The following is a 24637-nucleotide window of genomic DNA, read 5'->3' on the forward strand; positions in this document are numbered from 1 at the left end:
GGTGTGCACAAAAGTAACTAAAGTTACCAACTAGTAGCTTGATCTTCCGCTCAATGATGTTGCCCAGGTGAAACATTCACTTTTGAAGGATTCACTTCAGAGCTGCTGATGCACCCGCTGTGCCCCGATCCGATCGATCCGGTCGCGCCCCCAGTCGCCCAGCGGGGCCAGCGCGGCGTTGAGCGCGACGCCGATCTCGGTCAGCCGGTACTCCACGCGCGGCGGCACTTCGCGGTAGACGGTCCTGCTGACGATGCCGTCCTCCTCCAGTTCCCGCAGCTGCTGGATCAGCATCTTCTCCGAGACCCCCGGCAGCCCCTTGCGCAACTCACCGAAGCGCCGGACGCCGTGGTTCTCCAGCTCCCACAGGATCAGCGATTTCCACTTCCCGCCGACGACATCCATCGCGGCATCGATGCCGCAGAAGTATGGTCCCGATCGCTTCGCGCCCATCGTCAACCTCTCTAGCTGTTCACAAACCAATGGGTAAGTACCCGACAAAATAGTAGGTACTTGCCTCCACGCCGGGCGCCGAGCACTCTTGGTTACAGCGCGCTGACCAGGACCTTTATCGACCCCAAGGAGTTGAACCCGCCATGGCGGAAACCACGAAGACCCCGGTGACCATCCTGGGACTCGGCGCGATGGGCCAAGCGCTGGCCGCGACCTTCCTGAAGGCCGGCCTGCCGACCACGGTCTGGAACCGCACCCCCGGCAAGGACATCGAGCTCCTCGCGGCCGGAGCCGTCGGCGCCGCGACAGTCGCCGAGGCGATCGGCGCCGACGGTCCGATCATCGCCGTCCTGCTGGACCACGCATCGGTGCACGCCACCCTCGACCCGGTGGCCGACCGGCTCGCCGGACGCCAGCTGATCAACCTGACCAGCACCGCTCCCGACGAGGCCCGCGAACTCGCCGCCTGGGCGGCGCGGCACGACTGCCACTACCTCGACGGCGGAATCATGGCGGTGCCCCCGATGATTGGCCAGCCCGGCGCCTCCATCCTCTACAGCGGCTCGCAGCAGGTCTTCGACGCTCACCGCGAAACCCTCGAATTGCTCGCCGCCGCCGAGTATTTCGGTGACGACGCGGGCTTCGCCTCGACCTACGACTTCGCCCTGCTCGCCGCCATGTACGCCATGTTCGGCGGCTTCCTGCACGGCGCGGCCATGATGCGCTCCGTCGGCGTCTCCGCCGCCGAATTCGGCCGGCGAGCCGCGGCGTGGGTCAGCGCGATGACCCAGTCCTTGCCGCACCAGGGGGCCGTCATCGACTCGGCGGCCTACACCGACCCGGTCCAATCCATCGCGTTCCACAAGGCAGCGTTCGACGCGATCAACCGCGCCAGCCGCGACGCGAACGTCACCCTCGATTTCGTCGCGCCCCTGAAAACGCTCCTCGATCGCCAGGTGGCGGACGGCCACGGCGCGCTTGGGTTCGAACGCACTTTCGAAGAGCTTCTCTGAGCCCGCGGGCAAACTCCCGGTCGACCGGCAATTCGGCCCATATGCAGACACGATCGCGGGTGGTTGTGACCGATACGGCCCAACCACCCGCTCACGTCGTATCTGTGGTCGCGTTTGCCGCCCAGAACGTCGGAAATCACCCTTGCTTGGGTGACCCTTCGAGTTCGACAGACCACTCGGGCTGCCCCCCCCTGCGCACCCACGGTCAGACGCACTGCGCGGACACTCGAACCGATGCAGCACCACTACAGCTATCGGTTTTCGGCAGCGTCGCGCGGGTACCACGTGCACGTTGGGGACGGAAACGGGTAAGGAATCGATCATGAGCAAACGATCGTTCAGCAAAGGCGACAAAGTCGAATGGGACAGCCACGGCAGCACTACAGAGGGCAAGGTAGAAGAAGAGATCACGTCAGACACCGAGGCGGCCGGCCGGACCGTACGGGCATCCGAAGAAGATCCCCAGTATCGGGTGCGGAGTGCGAAAAGCGGTCGTGATGCGGTGCACAAACCAGACGCTCTACGTCACAAAGACTGACATCGAAAGCGGGATCGCCATGACGACGGACAACAAAGATACCCGCACGCAATTCGACAATATCGTCAATATGACGGCAAAAGAGCTACGCCGGTGGCTCGACACCGACGAGTCGAAGTCGGTGGGACAGAAACCGCAAGACGGCAGCGAGTCGACCGGGCACGCCAGCGGCCGCCGCATCGTGGACATCCTCGAGAAAAACGAACTGACCGACGATGATTACGCCCATATGCGCAAAGTCGTCGGCTACGCGCATCGCCACCTGGAGCAACGCCCCTCCGGGGAAATCGAGAACAGTAAATGGCGATACTCGCTGATGAACTGGGGCCACGATCCGTTGAAAAGCTGACGGCCGCGAACAGCGGCGCGGACGTCGGGACCTCGACCTCAACGGTTGAGAGTTCCGGCGAAAGCAACGACCCTCGCCGCCTTCGAAGGGCGGAAGCGCCGAAGGCTGCCGCATCGGCGGCAGTATCGGCTAGCTACACCATCTATGTCACCTCGAATATCCGGGACAGCAAATATCGCGCAACGCGCTTCGGTTTGCCGCGCCGTACTGGCGGAAAGCCGGGCATCCGGGTTTACGTGTCGATCCTGGTTGATCTCGGGCGCAGGTGGGCATCACCACTCTCTATGCACTCGGCTGGACGGTCCGTATTCGTATTCGTGGCCGAATCCGTGGGCGTGTCGATTTACTCTCCGGGGATCGTCGCGACGAGCCGCCATTCGGGTTCGGGACCGGGTGCACCGGGCCGTTCCGCGCACGGAGATCGCGGCGACGACGATCCTCGCGAGCGCCAACTGCGTGCGGCCCTGCCGCTCGGTGAATGCGTCGACGCGGCACTCGGCACGGCCCCTTTGCTCACCCTGGCTCAAACCGCCGCACCTGCACCCAACTGGCCGCTGCCGGGTAGAGCTGCCGCTGCCGAGTGGAGCGCGCGCCTCCACCGGCGAGACCGCCGACACGGCGAAGCCCAAGAATTCGCACCCTCCCCGAGTCCTCTGTGGGGCCGGGTCAGCGGTCCCCGCCGCGCCCGAGTGCAGCTCGCTCCCGGGCGCCGTCGAGGGATGCTCGAGGCGAGCGGCGCCGGAAGCCCCACACCGCCTACAAACCCCTTGCGGCTTCCCCTTCCGACTCTCGAGAATCAGCAGGTCCAGGCGCGATTTGGTCCACGCGGAGTGATCCGATAATCTTGCTGAGCACACCGGTCCGGGTGGCGGAATGGCAGACGCGCTAGCTTGAGGTGCTAGTGCCCTTTATCGGGCGTGGGGGTTCAAGTCCCCCTCCGGACACCAGTGCTAAACACAGGATCGGCCCCGACGACAGCTAGCTGTTGCCGGGGCCGATACGTTATGTGCAGTTGTAGGGCCTGGTAGAGGTTCGCTTTGTCCGCTCGTGCGCCTGCGGCGAGGACGGCGGCGACGTCGCCGAGTGAGTCGATGAGCTTACGAATTTCTGTTTCACTCAATCGTGGGACGTTCGGCAGGCTCTGCAATTCTGCCTGAGCTGCAGCTTTGTCTGCTTGCGTGGCGTTCATCGCCGCAACAAGCGCTTGCGGGTCCACCCCGGCTTCGATAGCGGCGAGGTGGCGGCCGAGCCGAGCGTCGGCGTCCGCGATACGCCGCCGCAGAAGCGCTCGCTGTGTGTCGTGGTCGTTGCTGTCTTGGACGGCGAGCAGGCTGGCGATCGTGTGATCGCGATGTCGGCGGTCGAAAAGGGTCGCCAGCCACCGGTCGATCGATGAAGAGATGATGCTTTCGCGCAAGTTGACCGTCGGTGGGTGCTCGGCCAGAGCGGGGCTGCCCGGAGCGAGGGTCTTGGCCCGGCAGCGATAGTAGACGACGCCCCTGACCACCGCGGCTTGCATCTTGCGACCGCAGGCCTCGCAGCGGACCAGACCCCGCAACAGGTAGTCGCGGGGTGAGTTCTGCCGTGTGCGTTCGAGGCGGCCGCGGGCTCGGTTGCCGGTGCCTGCTCGCCGCTTGCGCAGCAGCTGGGCTTCGGTGAAGGTTTGCACCGACACGATGGCCGGGTGCGCGGGCTTCTTCGACCGCACGATCCGATGATTCGGCGACCTCCGGAAGCGAATGACGTTGCCAGCAGCAGCATCATCCGGGTCGAGGAGCTCTTCTTGTTTAGTCCACCGCCCGAACACCGCATAGCCGGTGTAACGGGGATTCTGCAGAATCGCGGCAACCGTACTAGCTTGCCAACCGTCCTGTGAGCGGTGACGATTCTGCTCCGGCCTGTGCGCTGATGGGCAGGGCACACCTTCCCGGTTGAGTGCGATGGCGATGGCTTTGTCTCCGCGGCCGGCGAGGTAGTCACGAAAGATCCGCTGCACCACCGGGGCGGTGCTCACATCGAGTGAAAGGATCCGCAGCTTCAACCCGTCGGAGGCGCGGTTGGGGTTCGGGTGCGGTGGACCGTCGACTACCACGTACCCGTACGGTGGTCGGCCGCCTTGGTGTCGGCCTTCGTTGAGGACTTGAGCGTCCATGCTGGCGCGGGTGCGCTGCTGAACATGCTGGCGCTCGGACTCACTGAGCCCGCCGAGCATGCTCATCATCATCGAATGCGTGACATTGCGCGGATCGAAGCGTCCCCCGAGCTCGGGCACCCACACGTCCACCCCATGCGCTAGCAGGCGCGGCGCGACCAGACTGAACTGGTTACCGAACCAACACCGAGTCCCCTCGCCGACAACGATCGCCGTCCAGCCTCGGGCCGGATTCTTCAGATCCGCCAGCAGCCGCGCAGCTTCCCGGCGGCGATGCCAGGGCACCGACCGTGATTGGCCGATGTCGAAGTAGTCGGCGACGATGGACGCTTCGGAGACGAACTTTTCCGCATTGCCCCGCTGCCACAGATACGAGGTCTCCGGATCCTGATTGTCTTCGGTCGAGCAGCGCCCGTAGAACGCGAACCGCTGGTCACCGCCGCTTTCGTCGGTTTCGGGGACGATTCCCAACAGTTCGTCGAGCACGGCCCACTCGTTTGGCTGGTTTGGCATCGTCCTCCCTCTCGATGGGGTGTTCACGTGCATGTCGAAGCAGAATCTGAAGCAGCGCCCTAGCCGCGTCATCGGTCAACTCAGGCGGGCCATCGGGGCAGACGACTTCGATGATGCCAGGCCCATCCGCGCGCTGGTTAACCTCGCGATTGCTGGGGTCAGTGCACATGATGAGCACCGGTGGATGTGAAGCGTACCGACGGATTGCAGATTGCTTGGTGCTCGGAACGCGCAGACCGGTATCGGAAGGCTTGTGCATCCACCGTCAGCCTGGCCGCTTGGTTCGCAGCAATGGCTGCAGTCCAACGGATGCGGCAGCGCAAACACGTGCTGCTACAAGCTGCTTCGTTGAATCTGACGCCCGTGCCAGTGATCGCGTTCGGAGGAGTCTTCGTCGGCCCCTGAGCCTCATGGGCTGGCGACATATGAAATCGGTGCCAGTGCCCATCATCTCCGCGATTTGCACCACGGTATGGGCAAGGGCGGATCAGCGACATAAACGCGCATGATCCAGTCAGCAGCCGGGACGAGGGCATGGCTCTCCTGTCCGCCCATCTGCTGATTCTCCCTCCGCTCAGCCTACCGAAACGAAAGCTCGACGTTGTTGTCTTACGCGGCTCGGTATCGTGTTGTTTCGACGATGACAAGCTCTGTTACGGCGACCGCGTGCTCGATACGAGTTGTCCTGCAGCACTGTGGACGTCCCCGTAGTGAGTTCGATGACGGGTGCACTGCCATACCAGGCCGAGTCAGCCAACACGTGATTCGTTGGTGGAAAAGCGTTTTCGATGCCGGGCAACCCGTTGCCGGTGTTTGCACCCAGTGCAGCGATGTAGGCGGGTGCGGTCGGTAGCCGGCGCCGATTCACAACTCGCCCACCACGCAGCCTTGTGAAGCTGCTTCCGAGTAAATCGGAGGGACTGCAGATGCAGGCGACGAAGCGAGGGCAGTCCAACCGCGGTACGGCGACAGCCGCGGACCCGCGAGCAATGGATTCGCAGTCCACGGCTTCCTGAGCTGTTCGACCAGCTTCGGAGACATCCTGTTCCATGCTTTCACCAGCGTCAACGCAACATAGAGCCGAACACCACGGATACTGTCGGATTCGGGCATATGCGAGGAGTTTGCGATGAAAACAGGCAGTAAATGGACACCTTCGGGAGGAAGCATGCGTGGTTGCGCGCCGAGCCAGTGGCCGCGTGGCCTTGGATAGTGGAGCCGCAATGCTGTCTGCGCGGCGACGCCATCGACTCCTCGATCAGCAAGCGATGAGGTACGCGTGCGGGTGCGTAAACACCTTTAGTCCCAGCACCCGCTACTTCGGCCACCCGCAACAGCTCAATGGAATCGTTCAAGCCTGCACATTCGACTGTCGACCAAGATCGATCAGCGACACGCCGTACTTACAAGCGCTACCGTAGGTCTGCTGCAAACCCCGTATTCTGCCACCCGCGAAGAAGGCCTCCCACCAGCAGCTTTACCCTGGGGTCCTCATCGCCCCCTGCGAGGGTTGGCAACGTGCTGTGCCGCACCATGGCGGCGATGTAGGCAGGTCCTCATCGCCCCTGCGAGGGTTGGCAACACGATTTCCGGGCCTTTTTCACCGACCCATGCCAGGCGTCCTCATCACCCCTGCGAGGGTTGGCAACATGTGTCAACGTCGGTCGAATCGTGACCCGGCTTGTTCGCTGGAATCTTGACCCACCCTTTGGTTGGTTTCAGTCGTTGGTTTTGGCCGCGGGGACGCGGCCGAGGTCTCGGTCTTTGAGGCGGTAGCTGTCTCCCTTCATCGAGATGACTTCGGCGTGGTGGACGAGGCGGTCGATCATGGCTGCGGCGACGACGTCGTCGCCAAAGACTTCGCCCCAGCGGCCGAAGGGCTTGTTGCTGGTGACGATCAGGCTTGCGCGTTCGTAGCGAGATGAGACGAGCTGAAAGAACAGGTTCGCCGCCTCGGCTTCGAAGGGGATGTAGCCGACCTCGTCGATGACGATCAACGGAATCCGGCCGAGCTTGATCAGCTCTGCCTGCAGTTTTCCGGCGTGGTGAGCCTCGGCCAGCCGCGAGACCCATTCGGATGCGGTGGCGAAAGCGACCCGGTGACCGGCTTGGCAGGCGCGGATCCCGAGCCCGATGGACAGGTGAGTTTTGCCGGTGCCGGGTGGCCCGAGGAACACGACGTTTTCTTTGGCGGTGATGAAGTCCAGAGTGCCGAGATGGGTGATGGTGTCGCGTTTGAGAGAGCGTTGATGATCGAAGTCGAACTCCTCGAGGGCTTTGCGAGCGGGGAAGCGAGCCGATCGGATGCGTCCCTCACCACCGTGAGACTCGCGGGCAGAGACCTCGCGCTGCAGGCAGGCAGCCAGGAATTCCTCGTGGGTCCAGTTCTCTGCGCGGGCGCGTTCGGCCAGGCGTTCGACGGCGCCGCCAAGAGTGGGTGCTTTCAAAGCTCTGGCGAGGTAGGCGATTTCGGAGGCCATATTGCGCGAGGTGTTCGTTGCGGTCTTGGTGGCCATCAGGCGATTTCCTCGCTGCTGCTCGCCTCGTCGAGGTCGAACATGCGGTCGTAGTCGGAGAGGTTTCGGTGCTCGACTTCGGTGTCGATCGCGGGGACCGAGACCAGGCGCCGGGCGTTGCGCAAGTCCGCTGCCGCAGCGGCGTGCCCGGCGTCGGTGATGGACTGGTGATCGGCCCAGCATCGCCGGTGACGACCCAGTTCTGCACCAGCGCAGGTGATCACAACCTCGTCGAGATCAGCGCGGACCTCGACTCGGCGTCCGACCGCGGCCGGATGGACCGAATAGTCGTTGGAGTCCAAGCGGACGTAGTGATCGCGTGGCAGCCGGGTGGTGAAACGCCAGCCGGTGACCGGATCCACCGGCGGCAACATCAGCATCGCGGCCCGGTCAGCGTCCCAGCGATCGACCGGGCGACAACCCAGGCGGCGATGGTGACGGTGATTGGCCCGAACCAGCCAGTTGGCAAGCTGAGCATTGAAATCTGCAGGACCAGCGAACGACCGGCCCGGCAGAAACGACGTCTCGAGATAGCCGTTCGCCCGTTCCACCAAGCCTTTGGCTTCAGGATCTCTGGGCCGGCACTGCAGAACCTTGATGCCCAGCGAGCCGCGGAACGCGTTCATCGTCTCGGTCAGCTGCGGTTTGCCGCCTCGCCACTGGCCGACCGCAGCCTCGTTGTCCCAGACCAGCATCTTCGGGACCCTGCCCCATGCCGAGATCAACGCCCAATGCCCCGCCAACAGATCCGGGCTCTGCCGCGTCGGGATCATCACCGCGGTCATCACCCGCGAATACCCGGTCACCATCACCAGCACAGGTGGGCGCCCGATATGACCGAACCCCAGCGGAACATCCACCGGTGGGAACCACAGATCACACTGCGCCAACTCGCCAGGCTGATACTCCGTGCGCGATGCTGGATCCACCGGCTTGAACAACGGCCGCAACGCCTGCACCCGTTCGAAGAACACCGTCCGGCCACGCTGCCAGCCGACACGCTCCATGATCACCGTCGTGGGCATATCCGGAAACTCGGCCAGCACCGCCCGGATCGCCGGCTCGAACTCATCCACCACCGACCCACGCGGCCTGCGCTGATACCGCGGCGGCTCATGCGAAGCCAATGCCTTCTTCACAGTGTTCTTCGAAATCTTCAACCGGCGAGCTATCGCCCGAATCGCCATCCCCTCCGAGCGATGCAACCGGCGGATCTCCGCCCAGTCCTCCACGTTCAGCACCTCATGATCGTTCACGGGTGGGTCAACATTCACCCGGAACCAGAGGGTCAGTATTCAGGATCTGGCACAAATTCCGTGATTCGGCTGGTCCGGGTCGCTCAGTCGCTCAACAGGATTCGCTTCCGAAGAAGGTCTGGTTTCGCGCGCCCGAACATCTGGCGTTTGATCATCTTGATGCGGTTGACATGCCCTTCGACTGGCCCACTGTTCCAGGGCAGGGTCAGGCCGGCGGTCACCGCGTCGAAGTCGCGGCGCAGGCCACGGACGAATGAGTGCAGGGCTGGTAGGTCGTCGGCGTCGACGGCTTTCATCCATTGCTCCAGTTCACGGCCGCGTAGCTGGCGCATCATCGTTGCGAAGGCCCGGATGTGACCGGCCAGGCCAGTGAGTTCGGGGCTGGCAGTGAGGATCGCATCGAGCCGCTGCCGATCATCGGGATCGAGGCTGGTGGGGTCGCTCATAAGCCAGCTCACGACACGACGCACCGACGGCGGCTTGCGGACAGCGCGAGGAATCTGGCCAATCGTCCGGAACGGGTGGAGGTAGTTCATCACGATCTTCGGTCCGCCGCGGTAACCGAGGGCCTTGATCTCGTGGAATAGCTCGGTGGCATTGGTGCAGCCCTCGTTCCATCGCTGATGCAGGTAGGGCTTGAACTCCTCGAGTAGACTCCGGCGTTGCCCGGTGCCGGTGTTGACCAGCAACTCCTCGACGGTGGCGGCCCGTGCGAAACGTCGAACGGTTCCCCGGGCAAGACCGAGCTGAGCGCTGATCGACCGCAGGCTCACGCCGTCGGCGAGAAGTGTGTGGATCGTGGCATAATGTGCGCGTGTCCGCACGGCCCATTTGTCCGTCCGGTCCGGCGGTGGCGCAACGACTTCGGGAATCGGGATCTCCTGCCGATCCGTGCTGTCTGAATCGGTGTCGCCTTCGGGGGCGGTGATGGTGTCGAGGCAGTTTCGGTATCGGGCCACGACGCGCTCGACTGCCTCGCCGAGGTTGTGCCAGATGTGCCAACGGTCCGCGACCTGCAGAGCGTCGGGCGCGCCGTCCGCGATGCCTTCGGCGTAGGCGCCGGCGCGGTCGCGACACACGATCTCGACGCCGGGATGGGCACGCAGCCAGGCGGCCAGGGTTGCGGCGGTCCGGTCACCGAGCACGTCGACTGGTCGCCGGGTCTCGATGTCGATCAGGATTGTTCCGTAGTGGTGCCCGCGACGAAGGGCAAAGTCGTCGACGCCGAGCACGCGCGGGGTCGCCAGGTCCGGATCAGGCAGCGCCCGGATCTGCCGCAGCAGCGTCATCCGGCTGACCGTGGCCGCCAGATGCCGAGTCATGCGGGCTCCCGGGCGACCACCCAAGGCCAGTGCGACCGCGCGCAGCAGGCGTTGCAGGACGGCGGTGCGCCGCGCATGCCGCGCTGCCAGCATTGGCACCTGTTCGGCGAAAGTCCTTCTCCCGCAGTCGGAGTTGTCACAAAACAATCGCCTCACTCGCAACCGGATCACCACCTCCCTGCCGGTGATCGCGGTGTCGGACAATCGGCGTCCGTAGCGACTGTGGACTCGGCGTGACAACGCGCCGCATCCTGGGCACACGGCTGGTTCGTCACCCGTCCTCGCATCGATTCGCACCCGAACCCCGGCCGAGTCCACACCGTCGATCCTCAGCCCATCCAGATGCGGGAACAGGACCGCCATCGGTCCAAGATCAGAACACCGGCCACATGATCGATTATCAAGCGCGCGTTGGCAATCCGGGTCGTGTCAATCACGCAAACCGTGCCAGATCCAGTATTCAGCCGGACGCGACAACATGATCTTCCCGCCCGGATGGAACCGGTCACGGGTCCTCATCGCCCCTGCGAGGATTGGCAACTCATTGCCGGTGTCCGTTCCGGTCGAGGCTGGGACTAGTCCTCATCGCCCCTGCGAGGGTTGGCAACTCGAGCATCGGCGCGCCGTCAAGCTGATGACCGGCGACGTCCTCATCGCCCCTGCGAGGGTTGGCAACAACACTGGCGCGGTGGTCACTGGGCGCTCTTTTCTGGTCCTCATCACCCCTGCGAGGGTTGGCAACTTCGTGAGGACCGCGGCGACCGTGTCCTGCGCATGGCCAGTCCTCATCGCCCCTGCGAGGGTTGGCAACCCGAGCTCGTCGAGGGCGCCGACGAATTCCTTTGCCGAGTCCTCATCGCCCCTGCGAGGGTTGGCAACGTGCGCCGAGCGGGTACGACACGGGAGCGGTCCTGTCCTCATCGCCCCTGCGAGGGTTGGCAACCCCTGCAAGAGCGTCAGTACGTTGTGGGCGGTGGCGTCCTCATCGCCCCTGCGAGGGTTGGCAACTAGGCGTCGCGCAGACTCGGCAGCAACATCGAACCGGTCCTCATCGCCCCTGCGAGGGTTGGCAACCCGCTACGCGACCTGAGCGCCCGCGCTGGTTCGATGAGTCCTCATCGCCCCTGCGAGGGTTGGCAACTGTGAAAGCGCGGCGAACCAGTCCGCCGCCGTGCCGGGTCCTCATCGCCCCTGCGAGGGTTGCCAACTTTGTCCTAGCCGCTGGTCCCGCGATCTGGAGATAGAACGATCTGTAGGTAGAACGCTGCGTCGTCGTAGGGTGGTTTGCCGCTGGGGCTGAGCGGGGGTGTAAACCGACTGAGGGTTGGTTGTGTGATCGGCGGTGGTTTGTCGGTGGGTGCCGGTACGGTGGCCGATGCTGCTTCACGTTGGGATTGGAGGCGTTGGTGAGGCCGAGAGTGGGCATTCGTATCTGCGCGAGAAGTGCTGCGGTGCAGCGTCCTTGGACTTCTCGAAGCGCGGTTGGCGAGATTGACCGCGTGGCCGCACCTGCGTTGCCCAGCTTCCAGATACCAGAGATCCGAACCTGTCGAGGAATGCCGTAATGCGTCTGCGTTTGACGTTCCATACCGGAGCCCGCGAGTTGGCGTGGGACGATGTGCTGGCCCCTGGGCGGGCGCTGGTTTATACCTTGCTGAAAGGGTCTGCGCCAGAGCTGGGAGCCGCGCTCCACGACAGCGGCTATGGCGCGCACGGCATGGCGCCTTTCGGGTACTCAGCACCGATGTTCCCCGCTGCCCGCAAGAGGCCACGCGTCTACAGTGCAGGCGGTCCTGGTGTGCTGGAGATCGGTAGTCCACTGCCCGAGGTCGTGGAGGCGTGGGCGAAGGCGTTGTCGACGATGCCGGTGATTGCTTGGGGTCCAATAGCATTCATTGTGGACCAAGTCGAGACGGTCGAGCCGCCTGTGTTCGCGTCCGGGCGTGCGGTGTTCCGCACGAGTACCCCGGTGGTGATGAAGGGCTCGGGCAAGGATGATTCGGGTGTACGGAGAACGCGGCAAGCGTGGTGTCTCCCGGGTGAACTCGAATGGGATTTCTATCTTCAGGGGAATCTGCGTCGTAAAGCGGAGACGCTTGGCCTCGATCCGGATGTGACGCTGGAAGCGGTGACCTGGGTCGGGCCCAAACGTTCGTTCGCGGTGCACGGCGCTGGCGGTGAGAAAGGTAAGAAGCCGGGAGCCTGCGTGGAGGTCGAGGTCAGCGGAGATCCCAAAACCCTTCAGGCGATCCATAGTTGGGGGTTAGGCCAGAACAATGCCGCCGGTATGGGCTGGATCCGCACCTAGAACTATGGCCTTCATCGTCCAGGCGGGCTGCGCGAGATGACGACCCGCCCCGCAATTTTCTTACCTGCTTCACTCACTCAGCTCTGAGAGCCAGGATGGATGTCTGACGTAGCGGTTCACCAGTATCGGGTTGTTCTGACCCCGAGCCCGATTCAGCGAATCGGCGCGTTCGCTCTCGCCGCGCTGGCCGAGATCGAGCATCCCGAGGAACTGACCTCCGAGCAGTTCTCGAACGTCGTCGAGACGATGACCCAGCACCTCGAGGCGACCACAAGGGTCGCCAAAGCCGCCGAGCCTGGCGGGTTCTGGCTGGGTGCGAGTTATCTGCTGTGGCCGAACTCGAAGATCAATCCCACCTCCCGCGGCAAGCAATCGCCGGAGGAGCGACGCGAGTGGATCCGGCAGTGGCGGTCGATGCCTGACCCGGTCGACTGGCCTGCGGTGCTGTGTGAGTACTGCGACCGACCGGCGTGTGGCTGGTATGGCAAGGTCGACATTCCGCTGGGCGCCAGTCGCGAGCACCGGAACACCACTGCACCTGGTCACGAGGGCACTCCGCTGTGTTACCCGTGCCTGGCCAGTCTGTGGGCCTTCCCGTATGGAGCCGACTTGGGTGGTGGTCGTGCGGCGGCCATCCACTCCTGGGATTCCGAATTCTTGGCGCGCATGACCCAGGTCGCTGTTGAACGCACGCTCGCCGTTGCGGGGCTGCCACCGCAAAAGACCAAGATCGGACCCTACGGGCGTGAGCACGCTGTGCTGACGGCTGTTCGTAACTATGGTCACCGCTTGCGTGCCGGGGTGGAGTTGATCGTGCTGTCGAACTCCAATAAGGAGCAGTACCTGCGTACGCAGGAGATGGCGCAGCCTGTGGCGGAGTGGCTTCGCTCGACGGCCCGAGACGCCGATCGTCGCGCAGGATACTCAGCTGTGGTCGCCGCCCAGGCCACCAAAACTGTTCCCGGCGAGGCGTTCCTCGCCAAGCGTGCGTTCACCGACCCCGAGGCGGTGTTTCACCGGACGACCGCGTATCTGCTGGAACAGGTTTCCGTTCAAGGAGCGATCCCCGTCCAGGTGCGTCGGATAGCTCCGCTCATGTCTTCCTACTGCATCGAGGTGCTGCGTATGGACGAGAAAGACTTCACCCGAATCACCGAACTGGCCGGCAGGGTCGCTGCCCTCCTCGGCCAGGACTCCCGGCCAGGTCCGTTTCGGGACTTCATCCGCGCGAACGCCCGCGGCGGCAACCTCGACGGCTGGTTCCGCACCCAGGCCGTCGACTGGCTGGTGAAAAGCCGCCCAGCCGGGACACCGAAGACGTTGATTTCGGCGAAAGAGTGCCGCCTGCTTTTCGACGACGACAAGGCATGGACGTATCGGCGCCTGTTGGTCTACGCGGTTATCGAAGCGCTCGCCGAGCGTGACTGGCAGCCGAAAGGGTCACGTGAGGACCTCGACGACATCGCCGATGCCGCTGCAACCATCACCACCGACAATACCGAGGAGCAGTAACGATGACATACCTGGTGGGGCAAACCATCCTGGAGATCAAGGCCGGTGCCCCGAACAACGGCCGGGGCGAGGACAACCGCGGCATGGTCAAGCAGTTCAATGTCGGCCGCGCAATCTACCCGTATGTGTCGGCGCAGGCGTCGCGCCGCTGGATTCGTGACTCCCTGCCCGCCACCGAGCCTGTCTCGCCCGTGATTCGCAGCGGTGAGGGCAAAAAGCAGCAGGCATACACCAAGGGGCGGCCCGACCAGTATCTCGATGACGACTTGTTCGGGTACATGATCGCGGTCAAGGCGGATGAGGACGGCGCCAAGCGGGGTGAGTCGAAAACCTTCATGCGCGACACCGTGTTGGCGACCGGTACGTTGGTCGCGGTCGTTCCGAACAAGCCGGTCATGGATTGGGGGACCATGAGCCGCGGCTTCGAACCGGGCACGAACCCGGTCATCCACGAACATGAGCTCTACACCGCCGACCTCGCCGGTGACCTGCTGTTGGATCTTCCCCGCGTCGGTACTTTCGAGGTCAGCGGAAAAACCACCAAGGCCGCCCTGTCCCCGTCGGTCGTCGCTGAGCTGATGGCCGATGGGGCGGTGGAAGTGTCGCTGCGCGGTGTGCAGTGTGTTCGGCTGCCGATCGAGGAACGACGCCGCCGCGTCGCGGTGCTGCTGCGCACCATGGCTGCGGTCAAGGGCGGAGCCAAGCAATCCGCACACTACGGCGACCGCACACCGGGCCTGATCATCCTGGCGCCGATCAATGGCGGCACCAACCCGTTCACCCGCGTCGTGCGCGAACGCGACCGCAAGACCCACTTCGACACCGACATCCTGCGCGAGGAGATCGAAGCATGGGAGGACGAGTTGGACGGCGCAGTCCGCATCGGCTGGGTCCCAGGGTTTCTGGGTGATCTGCGCGAACGCGCCCGCACGGATCTAGCCGACCTCATCGGCAGTGAAAGGGTCATCATCGACCATCCCCGCACCGTCTTGCACACGCTGGCCGAAGAGTTCACCGACGGCAAGCGTGACGACTGGTTCGACGACCCTGCACCGCGGTAGCGCTGGCGTGAACTACCCGATGGACCGCTCCCCATGCAGAGGACACAGGCGCGTATGACCCAGGCGCTGGAAATTGTTGTCACCGCTCCGATCGTCAGCTTCCGCAACCCGCTGTACGCGGGGGTGCAGGTCGGGCTGCCCTGTCCCCCACCGTCCACGGTTGGCGGGTTCCTCGCTGCCGCTGTCGGCGGATGGGATCAGGTGCCGGAAACCACGCGCTTCGCCATGACCTTTCGTGCCGAAGGCACCGGCGTCGACCTTGAGACCTACCATCCCCTCGGCAGCCCGGGAACCCCCACCAACATCACGATCAAAGACCGAGAATTCCTCGCCCACACCACCCTCACCATGTGGCTGATCGAGAACCTCGACATGTGGCAGCAGGCGCTCCGGCGCCCGGTCTGGCCACTACGGCTGGGCCGCAGCCAAGACTTGGTCGCAGTCAAAACCGGACGCACCGACCTGGTCTCCAGGTCAGGGGTTCAAGGCCACGCTGTCATACCTCAGGAGATTCCCGGCGCCGCGGGAACTCCGATGCGGTTGACCACCGCGATCTCCGATGACCGAGCCCGCAAGCGATGGGGCAGCTACTGCTACGCCGCCCAAGGCGCCGCCGTCCAGGTCGACACCGGCTTGGCAACGCAAACCGGTCAGGCCATCGCGCTGCTTCCGTCCACTCATCCGGCACAGTTCGCCACCGCCTGACCACCCCACCCACCATCACCACGTTGCACCATCGACGGCGAATTCCTGCCGGGGAGAGCAAATGTATGAGTTGCGGGCTAAAAGCCCCGGTCGCGCGAAGCCGGGGCAGCCGCAGCGACCTGGTGAGCTGCTGACCACCCACTCACTGAAAACGCTGAAAGCGGTGCAGCGGATACGAGCCCGCGTCGGCCGTATCCCTGGTCTTCCCGATGAGTTCTGGACATGGGCGGAGCTGGCCGCGCTGCTACACGACACTGGGAAATTCCCGTACGGTTTCCAACGTCAGATCGCCAACACCGATGAGCCGGCGACGGTTTGGGGTCAGAGACACGAAGTCCTCTCGCTCGGGTTCGTCAGCCTGCTACTGAACGACTACCCGGAGCGCGACCGTGTGTGGGTCGCTTCCGCCGTCGCTGGTCACCACCGCTCCTTCACCGGCGGCAGCAACGCCCGCAAGCTTCCTGTCTTCACCCAGTACGGCGATGACAACGCCACAACGTTCACCACAAAATTTTCTCCCGCCGAAAAGGAGCACCTCATCCGACTCTGCCGGTGGCTACACGACACCGCCCGCCACTATGGGCTGCCCGTCGACGACAGCATCACCGAAGTGACGATCGACGAGCTGGCTGCCCGAGCCCACGCGGTGCTGGAGAAACTGATCGACCGTTGGGAGTGGCCGTTGCGCAACGGCGACAGCGACGGCCTCACGGCAGTGCTGCTGCTCGGTGCCCTCACCATGGCCGACCACCTCTCCTCCGCTCCAGGGGCCTACCTGCACACACGCCAACCCCTCACCGCCGACTACCCACATCAGCTGATCGAACGACTCGCCCGCGATGGGCACGCGCTGCGCCCCCAACAGCAGACCGCCCGCGAAACTCGCGGTCACCTGCTGCTGCGCTCCTGGACCGCCAGCGGCAAAACCGAAGCATCGCTGCTGTGGGCACGCACCCAGATCAGCGAACTCACCAAGAGCAGCGAGAGCATCCCCCGCGTCTTCTACGTCCTGCCATACCTTGCCAGCATCAACGCGATGACCAACCGGCTCACCAAAGAATTGGACACCCGAGACGGAATCGGTGTCGCCCACTCCAAAGCCGCGTCATACCACCTTGCCCACTCATTGGCCGACGACACCGACGAACACGACAACGACGCCGTCGCAGCTGCCCGCAAGGCCCGCTCCCGGGCGCAGGCAACGAAGAACTTTCGGGAACTGCTGCGCGTCGGCACGCCCTACCAACTCTTACGCGGAGCGCTCGCTGGGCCGGTGCATTCCAGCATCCTGCTCGATAGCGCCAACTCCGTATTCATCCTCGACGAACTGCACGCCTTCGACACCCGCCGCCTGGGCCTGATCCTGGCCATGATGCGGTTTTGGGAACAGATCGGCGGCCGCATCGCCGTCCTATCGGCCACACTGCCGACCTGCCTCACCGATCTCGTAACCAACACCCTCGAACAACCCCTCCGCCTCGTCACCCCACCCGCCGAGACCGCAGCACCAGCCCGACACCGAATCCACACCCGCACCTCCCGCCTCACCGACCCGCAATCCATCGACGAAATCCGCGACCAGCTCACCGCCGGCCGCTCAGTGCTGGTCGTCGCCAACAACATCAAAGACGCCATCGCCCTCTACCGGGACCTAGCACCATCCTGCATCGAATCCCACGGCAGCGATTCGGCTTTCCTGCTGCACTCACGCTTCAGACGCTGCGACCGCACAATCATCGAGCGACGGATCCTCGACCGTTTCGCAGTCGGCAAACAACGCGAGCCTGGACTGGTGGTCGGTACACAGGCCCTCGAAGTCTCACTCAACATCGACCTCGATATGTGCTACACCTCCGCGGCCAACCTCGAAGCCCTACTACAACGTTTCGGCCGAGCCAACCGCATCGGCGCCCTCCCACCGGTACCGGTTACCGTGCACCAACCCCACTACCGGCAGCGCGGACAGAACAAAACACTGTGGGCCGACGGCGTCTACGAAGAAACACCGACCAGACTGGCGTGGGACACTCTCTGCCGCCACGAAGGTGAAGTCATCAACGAGAACACAACCACCGCATGGCTGGACGAGATCTACGCGACCTCCTGGGGTGAACGATGGCGGATCGACGTCGAAAGACATCGTGATGACTTCCAGCGCGGATTCCTCAGCTTCCGCCATCCCTTCGACGACCGCTCAGCCCTCACCGACAGATTCGACCAACTCTTCGAAGGCACGGAAGCCATCCTCAGCACCGACCGCGCCGACTACGAGAAAGCGCTCAACAGCAGCGAAGACCGAGCCACCGGGAAGCTCCTCGCCGACGAATTCCTTATCCCCATGCCCTACTGGGCCGAAAAACACACCCAACCTGCCAGTGACCTCAACGTCCGAACTATCAACGGCGAATATGACCGTGAACTCGGGTTACTCGCAGTCGACGGCCCATCTCGGCAAACCTACCGACTCGACGAGAGCGAGTAACACACGACGGAATCCATGCATGTTCGTCAGCGCTCCGATGGCCACAAGCCGGTCCTGACCGTCCCGCACCTACTTAAGCTCATTGACAAATTCACAGCGTTCCAGCATCGCCCCTGCGAGGGTTGGCAACATGCCGGTGATGGCGATGACCGCAGCGCACAGGCGACGTCCTCATCGCGTTGCGAGACATCGCCAAACAAAACCGCGCCGGGTCAGCGCCGACCCCAGAGGCAGCGTCTTGATCGCCTCTGCAAGGGCTGCCAATATCGCTTCCATCAGATCATCTTCGGCCCACAAGTCCCAGCCTCATCGCCCATGCAAGGGTTCGCAACGGGGTGTGCAGGGTGAGGTAGCCGCTGCCGCGCTCGCGTCCTGATCGCTCCTGCGAGGGTTCGCAACCGGCACTACCGGACGATCTTCCTCGGCATCGACGGGTCCTCATCGCCCCCTGCGAGGGTTCGCAACACCGATGTACCCGCGCAGCTGCGTGAAGCCGGAATCCCGTCCTCATCGCCCCTGCGAGGGTTCGCAACACACCAGCATCCGCGCTGCGCCGGTGCGGAGATATCACGTCCTCATTGCCCTGCGAGGGTTCGCAACAGCTTGATGCCGCTGGCCGCCAACGTGGTACCTTTCCGCGGTCCTCATCGCCCCTGCGAGGGTTCGCAACAAGTACTCGCCGACTTCTTCCTCGATCATGTCCATGTCCTCATGGCCCCTGCAAGGGTTCGCAACATGTGCGGGACGGTGATCGTCATCTCCTTGACGTTGTCGTCATCATCAACCTGCGAGGGTTCGCAACTACCAAGACCATGGTCCGTATCCATTAGGCGGGAACGTCCTCATCGCCCCTGCGAGGGTTGGCAACAAGACCTGCCAGGCACCGCCCCAGCCCGATCAGCTGGTCGGTCCTCAGTGCCCTGCGAGGGTTCGCAACGTGTAAAGCGGGGCCAGAATGGCGTCCACGGCGCCGCCGTCCTCATCGCCCTGCGAGGGCTCGCAACGGGCTCGGGACGTCGAGCAACGCCGGATCGCTCTGGTCCTCATTCCCCTGCGAGGGTTCGCAACTTGTCCATCTGAAATGCGGTGGCGAAGAAGCTCTGGCCTCATCGCCCCTGCAAGGGTTCGCAACTCGTAAGGAATCTGGGTGTCTGGGAGGATTACGATTCCCGCCCTCATCGCCCTGCGAGGGTTCGCAACTCGGTTGTCCTGATTTCTGGCGTGGGTTGGCCCTGTCCTCATCGCCCCTGCGAGGGTTCGCAACATGATGTTGCGTTCGATCGTTTGCAACGTGCGTCCGCGTCCTCATCGCCCCTGCGAGGGTTCGCAACGGAACACCCACCACGACCCCGGAACCGGGGTCACGCGCGTCCTCATCGGCCCTGCGAGGGTTCGCAACGCGTTGCCTCAGTCGGTCAGCGGGCGCAGCCAGCGGGTCCTCATCGGCCCTGCGAGGGTTCGCAACATGGAGAGGAGGTATTCGTCCGTGATGCCGTTCAGTCCTCATCGGCCCTGCGAGGGTTCGCAACGTGGGGTGAGGTAGATCGGCGCGTTGCTGGTCATCGTCCTCATCGGCCCTGCGAGGGTTCGCAACATCTTGCCTTCGCTGCTGTATTCGCGGTGTGCCACAGTCCTCATCGCCCCTGCGAGGGTTCGCAACCAGTCCTACAAGGATGAGAAGCCCGGGGAGTGGAAGGTCCTCTTCGCCCCGGCGAGGGTCGGCAACCGGAGTTCTTTCGCGTTGCGCAGCAACCCACGTCCTCTTCGCCCTGCAAGGGCTCCCAACCGGCCCTTTGGTCGTGTCGGCCTATGCGGGCCACGCCCTCGTCGCCCAGCGAGGGCGGTGGCGGTGAGGATGTCGGCCACTCAGCCGAGCCCTGTTGGGAATCTGTTCCAGCCCCCGACGCCGACGGCGGAGTGGATGTCCTCATCGCCCCTGCGAGGGTTCGCAACTTATCAATGACGCTGGCACCGACGTCACCGCGACCGTCCTCATCGTGGCTCTGAATGGGTTCGGGCTCCGCGACTTCGGAGTCTCCTACCGGACCCACACGAGGGTCGCAGCTGAGTCATCTGCCTGGGGCATCACTCAGGACGCACCGTCCAACATCCTCTGACCAAGATCATTTCAGCGGACACGCCGAGCACTTGGACACTACCGCCGGTCCACTGCAGAATGCCGTTCGGTTCCAGCAACCGCACCTCCGACGACCAGCGGTTTTACCCTGGGGTCCTCATCGCCCCTGCGAGGGTTGGCAACTCTTCGACCTCGCCGCCGCCACCGAGCAGTTGATCCGGGTCCTCATCGCCCATGCGAGGGTTGGCAACCAGTACAAGAGCGCGTTGGCTTCTGCACGTACAGCAGTCCTCATCGCCCCTGCGAGGGTTGGCAACTGGCTCTCTACCGCGACGCGATCACCAGCGGTGATCTAGTCCTGATCGCCCCTGCGAGGGTTGGCAACACTAGTCCCGGTACCGTGGGGCGGTGCTCCCAAGGCGTCCTCATCGCCCCTGAAAGGGTTGGCAACACTACTTTGCGGCTCCGCCCTTGCTTATTCGTCGTCGTCCTCATCGCCCCCTGCGAGGGTTGGCAACTCCACCACCACACCGCCGCCGTGCCGAGGGAGCGCCCGGTCCTCATTGCCCCTGCGAGGGTTGGCAACTCGTCAGTGACGATCATCAGGTAGATCGGTGAGGCGGCGGTCCTCATCGCCCCTGCGAGGGTTGGCAACAGCTTCCGGCCTTCCATGGTCCAGATATCCGAGTCGTAGGTCCTCATCACCCCTGCGAGGGTTGGCAACACGGTGGTCAGGAACTCCGGTGGCAGCCTGCGCCATGTCCTCATCGCCCCTGCGAGGGTTGGCAACTCGTACGGCAGCGGCCGAGCCGCGGGTTTGCCGCCGAGTCCTTATCGCCCCTGCGAGGTTGGCAACGTGGCATTGCAGTTCTTCCACGGGCCCCCGGCCGGGTCCTCAGTCCTCATCGCCCCTGCGAGGGTTGGCAACGTCGTACCCGGTACCGGGAGCAGGACGTCCACGCGTGGATGCGGTCCTCATCGCCCCTGCGAGGGTTGGCAACACGGACCGTCCGCCGGCCATCCACCACACCAACCCGTCCTCATCGCCCCTGCGAGGGTTGGCAAAACTATGAGTGTCACGATGCCGATGACCAGCACCACCGCGTCCTCATCGCCCCTGCAAGGGTTGGCAACCCGTTCTCGTCGGGCGTGATGTGCATGCCGGTGTCATGTCCTCATCGCCCCTGCGAGGGTTGGCAACGCAGATGGGGGAGCCTGGTTCGGCTGGGTCATTTGGTACTCATCGCCCCTGCGAGGGTTGGCAACATCGACGGGGCGTGGCAGCCAGGTTCACCGCGGTCACGTCCTCATCGCCAATGCAAGGGTTCGCAACGCGATGCCGATCGGGCTCTCGCCACGCGAGTGCGCCGTCCTCATCGTCCCTGCGAGAGTTCGCAACCGGCCAATTGGTCGTGTCGGCACATGCGCGCCGCGTCCTCGTCGTCGCCTGCGAGGGCAGTCCCGGTTAGGACTCGGCCACTCAGCCGAGCCCTGTTGGGAATCTGTTCCAGCAGGTCGCCCGGTCGGACCCCTCTGCCCCAGAGGACATCAACCGGCACTTCGAGTCGCGTCCTCATCGCCCCTGCGAGGGTTCGCAACGACGGCAACCGTACCTGGTCGCGGCCGGCCACGCTCGTCATCATCGCCCCTGCGAGGGTTTGCAACGTGTTCGCGACGAAATCGGGGCCGTACCAACTCCATGGTCCTCATCGCCCCTGCGAGGGTTGGCAACTCCACTGTCGGGTCGGTGATGATCCGCTGCTGCAGGTCCTCATCGCCCCTGCGAGAGTTGGCAACATCATCACCTGATCGACCGCACGGGCTCCCTGCGGGTCCTCATCGCCCTTGCGGGATTGGCAACTGGTCAGCATCCGCGCCTGGCTGCGCTACGACGGCGTCCTCATCGCCCCTGCGAGGGTTCGCAAGTAGACCTCGAGCGCCACCTGCGGTGGCGCGTTGACCGGGCATGTCCGCGATTTCGCCGAGATCATGGCCCAGCGGCGCGGGCGAGATCTCGAACAGTGGATGACCGCCGTCGACAACGATGACCAGCCAGCCCTGCACTCGTTCGTCCGAGGCTTGCGCCGCGACCAGGACGCGGTCACCGCCGGGCTCACCATGTCCTGGAGCAGCGGAACAGTCGAAGGGCACGTCAACAGCATCAAGATGCTCAAACGGCAGATGTTCGGCCGCGCGAAAACCGACCTTTTCAGGAAACGAATTCTGTTGAGCGACTGAATATTCCGGCATGCGACATCACGAAATTTGTGCCCGATCCAGATTGGCGCGATGTTGACACCCCGTGCTATCGAGACGTTGGGAGGGGCTTTTGCCGACTATCCCGGGTTATGTCATGTGGTGGCATCCGAACGAGTGAGCGCGATGCAGCGGCTGTTGGTGGGACACGTCGGGTTGAAACACGGTCGGGTCTGGGTCGCCGACGATGGTGACGCGGTGGCGGTGTGGACGTATCCCGACACGGACGGGGCTGCGGCTATCGGTGCAAGGCAAGGGTTTTGGTAAAGCCATCGTATTGCCCGGCATGGAAGCCGCCGTGCAGGCCGGTGTCCCTGCGTTTCTGGAAACCTCGGATGAGCGCAACCTACGGTTCTACCGGCGGCTCGGCTTCGAGTGACTGCCGAGGTGGCCGCGACGCACGGGCACCTGACCTTGGACCGCGTGCGCGTCTGTGGTCATGAAGCCCCAACCTTCGGGAGGTAGCCGGGTTCAAGAATGAGTCGGCGGAATATGGAAGCGCTCGTGATTGTGGAAGCGGTCGTGGTCATGAATGCAACTGGGGTCACTGACGCGCAACCCGTTGCGCACGCGCGTCTTCTCATCGATGCAAAAGCCGTCATCCGGAGTCGGCGGCGCCTCGGCAGTCGCCGTCACCGCGCTCGGCGCCCCGATCGCCGCGGCTATCAGCGCTACAACCAGGGTGCGGCGTACCGGCGCGGCAGTCGCGGGAATTGTTCGCCCCATTGGGTTCCTTCCGTTGCGGGATCTCACACCGTTCTATCAGCGCACGCAGGCATGGCAACACCCGCCGATTCCAGGGGCGACTCGACGATCATCGACCGCGGCCCCTTCCTCATCGACCGGTCAGATCCCGGTCCAGTACCGCGAGTCGGGCTCGCACCTGTGCGTACAGCCACGAATCTCGTTCCAGCGAAGCAAGATAGGCCGCCCACGTCGCGGCCGTCTACGGAGGCTATCCACCAGCCGAGGATGGCCGGGTCTCGAGATTTGAGGACAGCGGCGCGCAAGCGAGCACGGAGGGATTCGCTGACTCAGACGACGTCGGGTGCGCGGGAGGTGGGCAGGAGTTGGTCTCGGTAGCGGCTGATGGCCGCGGTCTGCGCCGCGACTTCGACGCTGTCACTGCGGGTTTGACGCTGCCCTGGAGCAGCGGACCGGTCGAGGGACACGTCAACGGATCAAGATGATCAAACGCCAGATGTTCGGCCGAGCAAATGAATCGCCCCGGTGAGTTCGGAGTGATGTACCCCGGATTTTCCGGAGTCGGTTTGGTTGACTTCTGGGTCACGGCATCGTTGAAGGAGATGTGTTCGTGGCCAAGCGTTATCCCGAGGAGTTCCGTCGTAAGGTGCTCGATCTGGTGGCCGCCGGTCGCCCGATCGCGCAGATAGCTGCGGATCTGGGCATCAGCGATCAGACGATCTATACCTGGCGTCGCCAGGAGGAGATCGATACCGGCCGGGCGTCGGGTATGAATCGCGCCGAGCAGGCCGAATTGGCCGCGGCGAAGCGGCGGATCCGGGAACTCGAGCAGGAGGTCGCGATCCTCAAACGCGCCCGTGAGCTCCTGCGAGAGGAGCCCGACCCAAAAGGAAGTTCGCGGCCATAGCCACGATGGCCGCCGAGGGGCTGCCGGTGCAGCCGGCCTGTCGGCTGCTCGGGGTCGCCGAGTCGGGTTACTACGAGTGGAAGAAACGCTCTCCGTCGCAGCGGGAGCTGCGGCACGCGTTCCTGCTCGAGCAGATCCGCGCCATCCACGCCGCCTCGCGTGGCACCTACGGGGCGATGCGGGTGCACGCCGAACTGACCCTCGGTCGCGGGCCATGGTCAGATCGAGCTGCTGATGTCCCGCGCGGGAATCATGGGCCTGCCGGGCAACCGGCGACCGCGACCGAAACATCAGACCCCGACAGCTGGTGATCTGATCGGCCGCAAGTTCGCGCAGACCGAACCAAATCGCTTGTGGGTCGCCGACATAACCGAGCATCACACCCCTTGGATTCCAGTAGTCGTTGCAACGCTGCTGGAAGGTGGTGGCGTTGGCTGGTCGGAAGTATTCGAAGGAGCAGCGGGAGTTGTTCTTCGATCTGCTGGATCGTGGAGGCAGTGTCAGGGCCGCGG

17 protein-coding genes, 1 tRNA gene, 1 pseudogene and 3 CRISPR repeat arrays are annotated in these 24637 nt (G+C 64.0%); of the genes and pseudogenes, 13 read left to right on the plus strand and 6 right to left on the minus strand.

What is annotated here, in order from left to right; all coding sequences use genetic code 11:
* Positions 1-96 precede the first annotated feature (96 nt).
* Positions 97-453, minus strand: a complete 357-nt coding sequence (locus IU450_RS34875) for a winged helix-turn-helix transcriptional regulator (RefSeq protein WP_195153975.1) — start codon at positions 451-453, stop codon at positions 97-99.
* A gap of 143 nt (positions 454-596) precedes the next feature.
* Here IU450_RS34875 and IU450_RS34880 point away from each other — a divergent pair, with 143 nt between their 5' ends.
* The 4 genes from IU450_RS34880 (at position 597) to IU450_RS34895 (ending at position 3300) form a co-directional block, all read left to right on the plus strand.
* Positions 597-1466 carry an NAD(P)-dependent oxidoreductase gene (locus tag IU450_RS34880; protein ID WP_195153976.1) on the plus strand — a complete coding sequence of 290 codons (870 nt, stop codon included), beginning with the start codon at positions 597-599 and terminating at the stop codon, positions 1464-1466.
* 322 nt (positions 1467-1788) lie between these two features.
* Positions 1789-2004, plus strand: a complete 216-nt coding sequence (locus IU450_RS34885) for a DUF2945 domain-containing protein (RefSeq protein WP_195153977.1) — start codon at positions 1789-1791, stop codon at positions 2002-2004.
* 19 nt (positions 2005-2023) lie between these two features.
* The gene (locus tag IU450_RS34890; RefSeq protein WP_195153978.1) at positions 2024-2353 is read left to right on the plus strand and encodes a DUF3140 domain-containing protein; all 330 of its coding nucleotides are present in this window, start codon (positions 2024-2026) and stop codon (positions 2351-2353) included.
* Positions 2354-3212: 859 nt separating this feature from the next.
* Positions 3213-3300 (plus strand) — tRNA-Leu (locus IU450_RS34895).
* On the opposite strand, the gene IU450_RS34900 is transcribed toward IU450_RS34895, so the two are convergent.
* From IU450_RS34900 to IU450_RS34915, 4 genes are all read right to left on the minus strand, one after another.
* A complete protein-coding gene (locus IU450_RS34900) occupies positions 3279-4991 on the minus strand; it encodes a recombinase family protein (RefSeq protein WP_324197936.1) in 1713 nt (570 codons plus the stop codon). The genes IU450_RS34895 and IU450_RS34900 overlap by 22 nt on opposite strands.
* A 1745-nt stretch (positions 4992-6736) precedes the next feature.
* Positions 6737-7534: an IS21-like element helper ATPase IstB gene (gene istB, locus IU450_RS34905; RefSeq protein WP_195153980.1), complete on the minus strand. Its 798-nt coding sequence runs from the start codon at positions 7532-7534 to the stop codon at positions 6737-6739.
* The gene (istA, locus tag IU450_RS34910) at positions 7534-8775 is read right to left on the minus strand and encodes an IS21 family transposase (RefSeq protein WP_195154000.1); all 1242 of its coding nucleotides are present in this window, start codon (positions 8773-8775) and stop codon (positions 7534-7536) included. Before istA ends, istB begins: the two co-directional genes overlap by 1 nt.
* 98 nt (positions 8776-8873) lie before the next feature.
* Positions 8874-10475 (minus strand): ISL3 family transposase, encoded by a 1602-nt coding sequence (locus IU450_RS34915; RefSeq protein ID WP_195153981.1) that lies wholly within the window; start codon positions 10473-10475, stop codon positions 8874-8876.
* A 148-nt stretch (positions 10476-10623) separates the two neighbouring features.
* A CRISPR array of direct repeats spans positions 10624-11320; the repeat unit is 30 nt; unit sequence GTCCTCATCGCCCCTGCGAGGGTTGGCAAC.
* A gap of 356 nt (positions 11321-11676) precedes the next feature.
* Here IU450_RS34915 and IU450_RS34920 point away from each other — a divergent pair.
* From IU450_RS34920 to IU450_RS34950, 7 genes and pseudogenes are all read left to right on the plus strand, one after another.
* Positions 11677-12420, plus strand: a complete 744-nt coding sequence (locus IU450_RS34920; RefSeq protein ID WP_195153982.1) for a CRISPR-associated endoribonuclease Cas6 — start codon at positions 11677-11679, stop codon at positions 12418-12420.
* A 246-nt stretch (positions 12421-12666) separates the two neighbouring features.
* On the plus strand, positions 12667-13932 hold the full coding sequence (locus IU450_RS34925) for a hypothetical protein (protein ID WP_195153983.1): 1266 nt from the start codon (positions 12667-12669) through the stop codon (positions 13930-13932).
* A 2-nt stretch (positions 13933-13934) separates the two neighbouring features.
* Positions 13935-14993 (plus strand): type I-B CRISPR-associated protein Cas7/Cst2/DevR, encoded by a 1059-nt coding sequence (gene cas7i / locus IU450_RS34930; protein WP_195153984.1) that lies wholly within the window; start codon positions 13935-13937, stop codon positions 14991-14993.
* 33 nt (positions 14994-15026) lie between these two features.
* Positions 15027-15698 (plus strand): CRISPR-associated protein Cas5, encoded by a 672-nt coding sequence (gene cas5, locus IU450_RS34935; RefSeq protein WP_228835556.1) that lies wholly within the window; start codon positions 15027-15029, stop codon positions 15696-15698.
* A 61-nt stretch (positions 15699-15759) separates the two neighbouring features.
* A complete protein-coding gene (gene cas3 / locus IU450_RS34940; RefSeq protein ID WP_195153985.1) occupies positions 15760-18180 on the plus strand; it encodes a CRISPR-associated helicase Cas3' in 2421 nt (806 codons plus the stop codon).
* 1234 nt (positions 18181-19414) lie between these two features.
* Positions 19415-19907: direct repeats of the CRISPR family, unit length 30 nt.
* 503 nt (positions 19908-20410) lie between these two features.
* A CRISPR array of direct repeats spans positions 20411-20709; the repeat unit is 30 nt; unit sequence GTCCTCATCGCCCCTGCGAGGGTTGGCAAC.
* 1516 nt (positions 20710-22225) lie between these two features.
* Positions 22226-22495 (plus strand): annotated as a pseudogene (locus IU450_RS34945) (transposase); the annotation flags it as partial.
* A 262-nt stretch (positions 22496-22757) separates the two neighbouring features.
* On the plus strand, positions 22758-22892 hold the full coding sequence (locus tag IU450_RS34950) for a GNAT family N-acetyltransferase (protein WP_195153986.1): 135 nt from the start codon (positions 22758-22760) through the stop codon (positions 22890-22892).
* A gap of 92 nt (positions 22893-22984) precedes the next feature.
* On the opposite strand, the gene IU450_RS34955 is transcribed toward IU450_RS34950, so the two are convergent.
* Positions 22985-23239 (minus strand): hypothetical protein, encoded by a 255-nt coding sequence (locus IU450_RS34955; protein ID WP_195153987.1) that lies wholly within the window; start codon positions 23237-23239, stop codon positions 22985-22987.
* A gap of 589 nt (positions 23240-23828) precedes the next feature.
* Here IU450_RS34955 and IU450_RS34960 point away from each other — a divergent pair.
* Both IU450_RS34960 and IU450_RS34965 read left to right on the plus strand, forming a co-directional pair.
* Positions 23829-24125, plus strand: coding sequence for a transposase (locus IU450_RS34960; RefSeq protein ID WP_195153988.1), 297 nt, complete (start codon positions 23829-23831; stop codon positions 24123-24125).
* Positions 24126-24130: 5 nt separating this feature from the next.
* A complete protein-coding gene (locus IU450_RS34965) occupies positions 24131-24436 on the plus strand; it encodes an IS3 family transposase (protein WP_195153989.1) in 306 nt (101 codons plus the stop codon).
* Positions 24437-24637 lie beyond the last annotated feature (201 nt).

The sequence above is a fragment of the Nocardia abscessus genome, from assembly GCF_015477775.1.
Classification (GTDB): Bacteria; Actinomycetota; Actinomycetes; order Mycobacteriales; family Mycobacteriaceae; genus Nocardia; species Nocardia abscessus_A.